This is a genomic window from Streptomyces sp. MBT53, from assembly GCF_016654115.1.
Lineage (GTDB): Bacteria > Actinomycetota > Actinomycetes > Streptomycetales > Streptomycetaceae > Streptomyces.
Genome location: NZ_JAEQAZ010000102.1, coordinates 21,095 through 31,377, shown reverse-complemented (window position 1 = coordinate 31,377; position 10,283 = coordinate 21,095). Strand labels below are relative to the sequence as shown.

The 10,283-nt window shown below is 70.4% G+C and carries 9 protein-coding genes and 1 pseudogene; 7 read left to right on the top strand and 3 right to left on the bottom strand.

Features of this window, described 5'->3' with window-relative positions:
* Positions 1 to 16 precede the first annotated feature (16 nt).
* Both JHN45_RS31105 and JHN45_RS31100 read right to left on the bottom strand, forming a co-directional pair.
* On the bottom strand, positions 17 to 712 hold the full coding sequence (locus tag JHN45_RS31105; protein ID WP_201051963.1) for a DUF6304 family protein: 696 nt from the start codon (positions 710 to 712) through the stop codon (positions 17 to 19).
* A complete protein-coding gene (locus tag JHN45_RS31100) occupies positions 709 to 1,503 on the bottom strand; it encodes an IclR family transcriptional regulator (RefSeq protein ID WP_200713528.1) in 795 nt (264 codons plus the stop codon). The genes JHN45_RS31105 and JHN45_RS31100 overlap by 4 nt, the downstream gene beginning before the upstream one ends.
* Before the next feature lie 281 nt (positions 1,504 to 1,784).
* Between JHN45_RS31100 and allB the strand changes: the two genes are divergently transcribed.
* Positions 1,785 to 3,122, top strand: coding sequence for an allantoinase AllB (gene allB, locus JHN45_RS31095; RefSeq protein WP_200713527.1), 1,338 nt, complete (start codon positions 1,785 to 1,787; stop codon positions 3,120 to 3,122).
* A 52-nt stretch (positions 3,123 to 3,174) separates the two neighbouring features.
* A complete protein-coding gene (alc, locus tag JHN45_RS31090; RefSeq protein ID WP_201051961.1) occupies positions 3,175 to 4,290 on the top strand; it encodes an allantoicase in 1,116 nt (371 codons plus the stop codon).
* 224 nt (positions 4,291 to 4,514) lie between these two features.
* Here alc and JHN45_RS31085 read toward each other — a convergent pair whose 3' ends face one another.
* A complete protein-coding gene (locus JHN45_RS31085; protein ID WP_201051959.1) occupies positions 4,515 to 5,261 on the bottom strand; it encodes an SDR family oxidoreductase in 747 nt (248 codons plus the stop codon).
* Between the two features lie 100 nt (positions 5,262 to 5,361).
* On the opposite strand from JHN45_RS31085, the gene JHN45_RS31080 reads away from it, so the two are divergent.
* From JHN45_RS31080 to JHN45_RS54795, 5 genes and pseudogenes are all read left to right on the top strand, one after another.
* Positions 5,362 to 6,177 carry an AIM24 family protein gene (locus JHN45_RS31080; protein ID WP_200713524.1) on the top strand — a complete coding sequence of 272 codons (816 nt, stop codon included), beginning with the start codon at positions 5,362 to 5,364 and terminating at the stop codon, positions 6,175 to 6,177.
* Positions 6,178 to 6,266: 89 nt separating this feature from the next.
* Positions 6,267 to 6,893 carry a dihydrofolate reductase family protein gene (locus tag JHN45_RS31075; RefSeq protein WP_200713523.1) on the top strand — a complete coding sequence of 209 codons (627 nt, stop codon included), beginning with the start codon at positions 6,267 to 6,269 and terminating at the stop codon, positions 6,891 to 6,893.
* A 91-nt stretch (positions 6,894 to 6,984) separates the two neighbouring features.
* The gene (locus JHN45_RS31070) at positions 6,985 to 7,890 is read left to right on the top strand and encodes a DMT family transporter (protein ID WP_201051957.1); all 906 of its coding nucleotides are present in this window, start codon (positions 6,985 to 6,987) and stop codon (positions 7,888 to 7,890) included.
* A gap of 73 nt (positions 7,891 to 7,963) precedes the next feature.
* Positions 7,964 to 8,662 (top strand): annotated as a pseudogene (locus JHN45_RS54800) (glycoside hydrolase N-terminal domain-containing protein); the annotation flags it as partial.
* A gap of 127 nt (positions 8,663 to 8,789) precedes the next feature.
* Complete coding sequence (locus tag JHN45_RS54795; RefSeq protein ID WP_374195650.1) at positions 8,790 to 10,271, top strand: glycoside hydrolase family 95-like protein; 1,482 nt, start codon at positions 8,790 to 8,792, stop codon at positions 10,269 to 10,271.
* Positions 10,272 to 10,283 lie beyond the last annotated feature (12 nt).

The following is a 10,283-nucleotide window of genomic DNA, read 5'->3' as shown; positions in this document are numbered from 1 at the left end:
CGACGTCACACAGGCCCTAGTTCGGCGGCGCCGGGAACGCTCCCCGGTAGCCGGCGTTCCCGGACCGGTGCTCGAACTCCGGGCACAGCGAGGTCTCCTGGACGAATTCGGTGAGGGCGTCCCAGAGGGTGAAGATGCCCGTCGGGCCGTGCTTGCCGTCGACCCGGCGGTACCTGTCCTTGACGTCACGGAAGCAGGCCAGCCCCGCCATCAGCCCGTTGCCGAGTGGGCTGTAGTCGGACCAGGCGCACGCGATACAGGCCCGGAGCCTGACTCCCGCCGGAAGCCGGCGCTGGACGTCTTCCAGCGCCGGCTCGAAGTCCCCTTGTCCGTCCCTGTTCCGGTACTCGTGCCCGTCGAGACGCAGGACGGTGGTCAGCGTCTCCGTGTCCAGGCCCCTGCCCGGTCCGCCCGGCGCCCCGAGCCGCAACGCGCAGTCCAGCACGGCCGTTCGTACGCCCTGCCCCTCCACCGCGACGGACAGCGGCACCTCCCACTCCAGGAGACAGGAACACAACGCCCCGTCGAAGAAGGTGAACGAGGCGTCCGGAGTGTCCCCGCCGAGCGCGCCGAGGTCGTCCATGCTGTTGCCCTCGAAGCGGACGCCCCGGATCGTCGTACGGATCAGCTCCCGGCCGTCCGACTCGAAGACGATCTCCTCGCCGCCGTGCCGGTCGGTGTACCGGCCCGGCCAGAACTGCCCGCCGCTCACGCGGGGTTCTGGCTGGCGAGCGCCTCCGACAGTTCGCCGGCCACCTGCTGGAGGATCGGCACGATCTTCTCGGTCGCCGACTCGGTGACCCGGCCCGCCGGACCCGAGATCGAAATCGCGGCGGCGGTGGGGGAGTCGGGCACGGAGACGGCGAGGCAGCGGACGCCGATCTCCTGCTCGTTGTCGTCGATCGCGTAGCCGAGCCGCCGTACGTCCTCCAGGGCCGCGAGGAAACCCTCGGGCGTGGTGATCGTCTTCTCGGTCGCGGCGGGCATGCCGGTGCGGGCGAGCAGCGCGCGCACCTCGTGGTCGGGGGTGTTGGCGAGCAGCGCCTTGCCGACGCCCGTGGAGTGCGGCAGGACGCGCCGGCCGACCTCGGTGAACATGCGCATCGAGTGCTTGGACGGCACCTGCGCCACGTACACGATCTCGTCGCCGTCGAGCAGCGCCATGTTCGCCGTCTCGCCGGTCTCCTCGACGAGCCGGGCGAGGTAGGGGCGGGCCCAGGTGCCGAGCAGCCGGGACGCGGACTCGCCGAGGCGGATCAGGCGGGGGCCGAGGGCGTACCGCCGGTTGGCCTGCTGGCGGACGTAACCGCAGACCACCAGCGTGCGCATCAGTCGGTGGATGGTGGGCAGCGGCAGTCCGCTGCTCGCGGAGAGCTCGCTCAGGCCGACCTCACCGCCCGCGTCGGCCATCCGCTCCAGCAGGTCGAAGGCGCGCTCGAGGGACTGGACACCACCCGTGGCGGACTTGGTGGAGTCGGTGCTGCTGGCGCTGGACGGCGGCACGGCGCGTTCCTTTCGGCACGGGCGGGAAGGGCTGAAGCCTACCCGGGGGCCGGTTGACTCCCCGCCGGTGCGTAGCTACGTTCTGCTTGCCGGAAGTCTACTTCCGCTTTGTGGAAACATCCAGAGTGTGCGCATGCGGCACATCACGGAGAGGTGTGCCCTTGACGGTACGGGAGCGGGAGTGAAGACTCCTTCAACAGAACGTTGAATTCCGTTACGTGGACGTAAATCCCGTTTCCCGGAAGTAACGGAAGCGACGACGGCGGCAGAGAGGGGTCCGGGTGTCCGACGCTGAACTGGTGGTGCGCTCCACGCGTGTCATCACTCCCGAGGGAACACGCGCCGCGGCGGTCGCCGTAACCGGCGGAAAGATCACGGCCGTTCTCCCCTACGACGCCCAAGTCCCGTCCGGGGCAGGGTTCGAGGACTTCGGCGACGACGTCCTGCTGCCGGGACTGGTCGACACCCATGTGCATGTGAACGACCCGGGGCGCACCCACTGGGAGGGCTTCTGGACCGCCACGCGCGCGGCGGCGGCCGGCGGCATCACCACCCTGATCGACATGCCGCTCAACTCCCTCCCGCCGACGACGACGGTCGACAACCTCCGTACCAAGCAGGAGGTCGCCGCGACCAAGGCTCACATCGACGTCGGGTTCTGGGGCGGCGCCCTGCCCGACAACGTCAAGGATCTGCGCCCGCTGCACGACGCCGGTGTCTTCGGCTTCAAGGCGTTCCTGTCCCCGTCCGGCGTGGACGAGTTCCCGCACCTGGACCAGGACCAACTGGCCCGTTCCCTGGCGGAGATCGCCGGTTTCGGCGGCCTGCTCATCGTGCACGCGGAGGACCCCCACCACCTGGAGGCGGCCCCGCAGCAGGGCGGCCCCAAGTACGCCGACTTCCTCGCCAGCCGCCCCCGCGACGCCGAGGACACGGCCATCGCGGGACTGATCGCCGCCGCCAAGCGCCTCGACGCGCGCGTGCACGTCCTGCACCTCTCCTCGTCCGACGCGCTGCCGCTGATCGCCGCCGCCAAGGCCGAGGGCGTCCGCATCACGGTGGAGACGTGCCCCCACTACCTGACCCTCACGGCCGAGGAAGTCCCGGACGGCGCAAGCGAGTTCAAGTGCTGTCCGCCCATCCGCGAGTCCGCCAACCAGGATCTGCTGTGGCAGGCACTGGCCGACGGCACGATCGACTGCGTGGTCACGGACCACTCGCCATCGACCGCCGACCTCAAGACCGCCGACTTCGCCACCGCGTGGGGCGGCATCTCCGGCCTCCAGCTGAGCCTCGCGGCGGTGTGGACGGAGGCGCGCAAGCGGGGCTACGGCCTTGAGGACGTGGTCCGCTGGATGTCGTCAAGGACGGCCGCTCTGGCGGGACTTGAGCAGAAGGGCGCCATCGAGGCGGGCCGCGACGCGGACTTCGCGGTCCTCGCGCCCGACGAGACGTTCACCGTGGACCCGGCCGCCCTCCAACACCGCAACCGCGTCACGGCATACGCCGGAAAGACCCTCAGCGGTGTCGTGAAGTCGACCTGGCTGCGCGGCGAACGCATCGTGCTGGACGGCGAGTTCACCGACCCGAAGGGCCAACTCCTGACCCGTACCCCCTGATCCGACTACCACCGCACCCGCAGCGGCCGACTCCCGAAAGGCAGACACAGCAGTGACGGCGATTCCGAGTTTCACCGGCGACGCGAACCCCTACGGAGGCGGTGACCCGTACGCGGACTACCGCACGGCCGACTTCCCCTTCACCCAGTACGCCAACCTCGCCGACCGGCAGCTCGGCGCCGGAGTCATCGCCGCCAACGACGAGTTCTTCGCCCAGCGCGAGAACCTCCTCGTGCCCGGGCCCGCCGAGTTCGATCCCGAGCACTTCGGCCACAAGGGCAAGATCATGGACGGCTGGGAGACCCGCCGCCGCCGCGGCGCCTCGGCGGACCACCCCTGGCCGACGCCGGAGGACCACGACTGGGCACTGGTCCGGCTCGGCGCACCCGGCGTGATCCGGGGGATCGTCGTCGACACGGCCCACTTCCGGGGCAACTACCCCCAGGCGGTGTCCGTGGAAGCCGCCTCGGTGCAGGGCTCCCCGTCCCCCGAGGATCTGCTCTCCGACGACGTGAAGTGGACGACCCTGGTCCCGCGCACGCCGGTCGGCGGCCACGCGGCGAACGGCTTCGCCATCTCGGTCGAGCAACGCTTCACCCACCTCCGCGTCAACCAGCACCCCGACGGCGGCATCGCCCGCCTACGGGTCTACGGCGAAGTGGTCCCCGACCCCGACTGGCTGGCGGCGCTGGGCACTTTCGACGTGGTTGCCCTGGAGAACGGCGGCCGGGCCGAGGACGCCTCCAACCTCTTCTACTCACCCGCCACCAACACCATCCAGCCCGGCCGCTCCCGCAAGATGGACGACGGCTGGGAGACCCGCCGCCGCCGCGACCAGGGCAACGACTGGATCCGCTACGCCCTGGCCGCGCAGGCCCGGATCCGCGCCGTCGAGATCGACACGGCGTACCTGAAGGGCAACAGCGCGGGCTGGGCGTCGGTGTCGGTACGGGACGGCGAGACCGGCGACTGGCACGAGATCCTCCCGCGCACCCGCCTCCAGCCCGACACGAACCACCGCTTCGTACTCCCGACCCCGGCGATCGGGACGCACGCGCGCGTGGACATCTATCCCGACGGCGGGATATCGCGGCTGCGGTTGTTCGGTTCACTGACGGAGCAGGGGGCGGCGACGCTGGCGGCGCGGCATCAGGAGTTGGGCGGCTGAGGCGAGCCTCAAACGCCGGACGGGCATGGCCTGCCCGTCCGGCGCTTTTCTGACACGGGCCAATCCGTCCCGTCCGGTGCCTTTCCAACACAGGCCGCGAATATCCAGCCCGTCCGGCGTTTGAGGACGAGGCCCCTTCAGGGCCGAAGCGGGGGTCTGGGGGCGCAGCCCCCAGGGACGTGCGCCGCAGCGCACCCGCACACACCCGGCCAACCGCCGGAGGCTTACGCAGAGTGTCCGCCGTCCACCGAGAACTCCGCCCCCGTGACGTACTCCGCCCCCGCCAGGTACGCGACCATCGACGCCACCTCGTCCGCCGTCCCGAACCGGCCCAGCGCCGTCATGGCCGCCTGGTCGGCCGCGTACAGTCCGTCCGCCGGGTTCATGTCGGTGTCCGTGGGCCCCGGGTGGACGATGTTCGCCGTGATCCCACGTCCGCCCAGCTCACGGGCGAGCGCCTTGGTCAGCCCGATCAGCGCCGACTTGCTGGTCGCGTAGAGCGTCCCGCCGGGCCCCGGCACCCGCTGCGTCATGCACGTGCCGATCGTGATGATCCGGCCCCCCGACGCCATCCGCGCGGCAGCCGCCTGTGAGGTCAGGAACACCCCGCGGACGTTCACCGCGAGGACCCGGTCCACATCGGCGAGGGACAGCCCGTCCAACGGACCGAGGACACCCACCCCCACGTTGTTCACCAGCACGTCGAGCCCGCCCAGTGCCTCCGCCGTACGCTCCACCGCGCCCGCAGCCTCGGCGGCATCCGCGGAGTCCGCGCGCAGCGCGACCGCCCGCCGTCCGAGCCGCTCCACGGTACCTACGACGTCGTCGGCCGCCTCCTTGCCCGCCACATACGTGACGGCCACGTCCGCGCCGTCCCGCGCCAGCCGCAGCGCCGTCGCCGCGCCGATGCCGCGGCTGCCGCCGGTGACCAGGGCCACCTTGCCGTTCAGGGTTCCGTAAGTCGATGTCATGGGTTCATCCCAGCGGCCGGCGTACCCGCGTGCTGGCGGCGAACGGACGCCGACCTCGCGCGGCCGGAACTGATTCCGCCGCCTCCGGCGTTCTCCCCTCGTGACCCTTCAGCAAGAAATCGTCGGCAACGCCATGCAGATGGCGGTCGTCAACCTGAGCCCCGGCCAGACCGTGTACTGCGAGGCCGGGAAGTTCCTCTTCAAGACGACGAACGTGACCATGGAGACCCGGCTGAGCGGCCCGCCCGGCGCCGGTCAGCAGCAGGGCGGTGCCGGTTCCGGCGGTATGGGCGGCATGCTCCGGCAGGCCATGGGGACGGCCATGCAGGTCGGCCAGCGCGCGCTCGCGGGCGAGTCGCTGGCGTTCCAGTACTTCACCTCCCAGGGCGGCGAGGGCACCGTCGGCTTCGCGGGCGTGCTCCCCGGCGAGATGCGCGCCCTGGAACTGGACGGCACGCGCGCGTGGTTCGCGGAGAAGGACGCCTTCGTGGCGGCCGAGTCCAGCGTCCAGTTCGGCATCGCCTTCCAGGGCGGCCGCACCGGCATGAGCGGCGGCGAGGGCTTCATCCTGGAGAAGTTCACCGGGCGCGGCACGGTGATCATCGCCGGCGCGGGCAACTTCATCGACCTGAACCCGGCCGACTTCGGCGGCCGCATCGAGGTCGACACCGGCTGCCTCGTCGCCTTCGAGGAGGGCATCCAGTACGGAGTCCAGCGCATCGGCGGCCTCAACCGCCAGGGCCTGATGAACGCGGTGTTCGGCGGCGAGGGCCTCTCCCTGGCCACCCTGGAGGGCAACGGTCGCGTCATCCTCCAGTCCCTCACCATCGAGAGCCTCGCCAACGCCCTGAAGAAGGCCCAGGGCGGCGACAAGCAGGGCCCGACCGGCGGCATGTTCTCGACCCACGCCGGGTGAGGTGCCGTAGCGGAGACCGATGAGTTGCGGGGGCGGGCCGGGTCTGAGCTGATGACACCAACCCCCGCAGCAGGAAGCAGGCACCCGACATGGGCAAGCTCGTCTCCACCATCTTCGTCACCCTCGACGGCGTCTACCAGGCCCCCGGCGGCCCCGAAGAGGACACCCGCGGCGGCTTCGAGCACGGCGGCTGGAGCTTCGTGTACGGCGACGACGACTTCGGCCGCTTCGTGGTCGACGTCTTCGACCGCTCCGGCGCCTATCTGCTCGGCCGCCGTACGTACGACATCTTCGCCTCGTACTGGCCGAACATGACCGACCCCGCCGACCCGGTCGCGTCCAAGCTGAACGCCCTGCCGAAGTACGTCGCCTCGGCCACCCTCACCGACCCCTCCTGGGCCGGCACCACCGTCCTCGGCGGCGACCTCGCCAAGGAGGTCACCGACCTCAAGGAGCGCACCGAGGGTGAGCTCCAGGTGCACGGCAGCGGCGCCCTCGTGCGGTCCCTCCTCGAACTCGACCTGCTCGACACCGTCCACCTGGTGACCTTCCCGGTCGTGCTCGGCACCGGCCTGCGCCTGTTCCCCGAGGGCACCACGCCGAAGGCCTTCAAGCGCACGGGCGGGACCATCACCAGCACCGGGGTCTCCATCCAGTCGTACGACCTGGCGGGGCGCCCGACGTACGGCTCGTACGCCGACCCGGAAAACGCCTAGTCAACCGGGGTCCGCGCGGGTACGGTGATCGTTCCGTGTGGCAGCCGCCGATGTCTCCACCCCTTCGCCGGAGACCGGGAGAGCCGCCCCCATGTCCTCGATCGCCGTACCGCGCGTCGTCGCGCCCCGCCGCACCTGGTCGACCGACCTGCCCGTCCTGCTGGTCGCCGTGGTCTGGGGCGCCAGCTATCTCGCCGCCAAGGACATCACCACCGCCCGTACGGTCCTCGCCGTCCTGGTCCTGCGCTTCGCCCTCGTCCTGCCCGTCCTGGCGGTCGTCGGCCACCGCAAGCTGCGCGCCCTGACGGCCGCCCAGTGGCGCGGCGCGGCCCTGCTCGGGCTGATCCTCGCCGGGATCTTCCTCCTGGAGACCTACGGCGTCGTCCACACCTCGGCGACGAACGCGGGCCTCATCATCAGCCTCACCATGATCTTCACCCCGCTCGCCGAGTCCGCGGTGACCCGCACCCGGCCCTCCCGCGCCTTCCTCGGGGCCGCCGCCCTCTCCGTGCTCGGCGTACTGCTGCTGACCCAGGGCGCCGGGTTCAGCCGCCCCTCCCTGGGTGACCTCCTCATGCTGCTCGCGGCCCTGGCCCGCACCCTGCACGTGCTGGCCATGTCCCGCGTGAAGTCCGTGCGGGGCGCCGACGCGCTGCCCCTGACGACCGTCCAACTCGGCGCCGCCGTAGGGGTGTTCGCGCTGCTCTCGGCCGGTGCCGACACCACGCCGTGGGCGACGGCGGCGGACTTCGGGCCGCGTGAGTGGGCCGGGCTGGTGTTCCTGTCCGTGTTCTGCACCCTGTTCGCCTTCTTCGTCCAGATGTGGGCCGTACGCCGGACCTCCCCCTCCCGGGTCAGCCTGTTGCTCGGCACCGAGCCGCTGTGGGCCGCCGCGGCCGGCATCGCGCTCGGCGGCGAACGGCTCGGCGCGTTCGGGCTCGCGGGCGGCGTGCTCGTCCTGGTGGGGACGGCGTGGGGGCGCGGCGCCGCGCGCTGACGCACGAAGGACTCACCGGCATCGGTCATTCATCCGATAAATAGTCCCGGTATGTTCGTGAATCGCCTCTTTGGTGGTAGCGAGATGCCTCAGAGGTCGGATCTTTTGGCTGCACGACCATTGCTTGTTCCTCGGGGTCTCATTAATTTACGAATTAATTCAACCGTCCCGTCCGAGGAGATCCGCCGTGCCCTCTTCCTCCCGTCGTGACTTCCTTCGTCTGACCGGTGTCGCCGGTGGCGGTCTCGCCGCCTTCGGTGGCCTGCCCCCGTTCGTGGCGCATGCCGACCCCGAGCGCCCCGCTCACGCGGACATCGTTCCGGAGGCCGAGGCCACCACCCTCTGGTACCGGCAGTCGGCCGACGAGTCGCGCATCATCCAAGAGGCGCTTCCCGTGGGCAACGGCAGGATGGGTGCCCTGGTCGGCTGCGACCCCGCGGACGACTTCGTGTACCTCACGGACGGTTCGTTCTGGACGGGCGGACGCAACGACACCCCCACCAGCGACGGTCAACTTCCCTACGGAGCCGATGACTTCGGCAGTTTCGGACTGCTGGCCAAACTCCGCGTCACGTTGCCGGCCCACACCGCACAGGAGATCAGCGGCTACCGGCGCGGCCTCGACCTGAGCAACGGTGTCGTGTCGGCGACCTATCGGCACCGGGGCGCCCGTTTCCGCCGGGAGATCTACGCCAGCCACCCGGACGACGTGATCGTGGTCCGGCTCACCGGAGGCGGCACCCACACCGGTGCGATCTCGCTGGAGGGCACCCACGGCGAGACCACCTCGGCGGACGGGAAACAGCTCTCGTTCGCCGCGACCCTGAAGAACGGCCTGCGGTGGCGCCAAGACCGCCGCCGCGGCGAAGGTCTCCGGCGCCGCGCTGCTCGCCACCCATGTGGCCGACTACCGGCGCCTCTACGACCGCTTCTCCATCGATCTCGGCAGCTCCTCGACGGTGCAGCGGTCGCTGGACTCGTGGTCGCGCATCGCCGTCCGACACACCGACGCGTCCACCCCGGACCCGGAGTTGGAGGCCGCCTACGTCCAGTACGGCCGCTACCTGACCATCACCGGGTCCAGGGACTGGCTCCCCATGAACCTCCAGGGGCTGTGGATCCACAACAACACCCCTGACTGGTACGCCGATTACCACACCGACATCAACGTGCAGATGAACTACTGGCTGGCCGACCCCGCCGGACTGGGCGACAACGCGGAGGCGCTCGCCCGCTACTGCCGGTCCCAACTGCCGGTCTGGACCGACGTCACGAGACGGCTCTTCAACAGCCCCGACAACCGTTTCCGCAACAGCTCGGGAAACGTGGCCGGTTGGGCCATCGCCTTCTCCACCAACATCCACGGCGGCAGCGGCTGGGCCTGGCACCCCTCGGGCAACGCCTGGCTCTGCGCGACGCTCTGGCGCCACTACGAGTACTCCCAGGACCGCGCCTACCTGGAGACGATCTACCCGGTGCTCAAGGGGGCCGCCGAGTTCTGGAAGGCACGGCTGATCACCACCGCGGTGACCGACGCGGACGGTTCGTCCCACGAGGTCCTGGTGGACGACACCTCCTGGTCACCGGAGCACGGCCCGGACGGCAAGGGAAACACCTACGGCCAGGAGCTCGCGTGGGAACTCTTCCGGGAGTTCGCCGTCGCCGCCCGCACACTGGGCCGCGACGCCGACCTCGCCACCGAGCTGGACGCGATGCGGGCCCGGCTCCACCTCCCGCGCGTCAGCCCGAAATCCGGCTGGCTGGAGGAGTGGATGAGCCCCGACAACCTCGGCGAGACGACACACCGCCATCTGTCACCGCTCATCGGATTCTTCCCCGGCGACCGGATCTCCGTCGACACCAGCCCGCGCGAACTCGTCGACGGCGTACGCGCGTTGCTCACCGCCAGGGGAATGGACAGCTTCGGCTGGGCCTGCGCCTGGCGATCGCTGTGCTGGTCGCGGCTCAAGGACGCCGAGAAGGCCTACCAGCTCTATCTCACCGTGCTGCGCCCTTCGATGAACAACGGCAACGGCACCTCGGCGAACTGGTTCGACATGTACAGCCAGGGCAGTTACACGATCTTCCAGATCGACGCCAACCTCGGCGGCCCCACCGCCGCCCTGGAGATGATCCTGTACTCAAGGCCGGGAGTCCTCGAACTGCTTCCCGCACTGCCGAAGGCCTGGTCGGCGAAGGGCTCCGTCACCGGCATCGGCGCCCGCGGCGGATTCACGCTCGACTTCTCCTGGCGCGACGGCAGGGCGACGACTGTGACGGTCCGGAGCGTCGGGGGGACAGAGACGGAACTCCGCGCCGGAAAGCTACGCAGGAGGATCTCCCTCAAGCCCGGCGCATCCGTGAGGCTCGACCTCTCCTGAGCGACCGCGGAA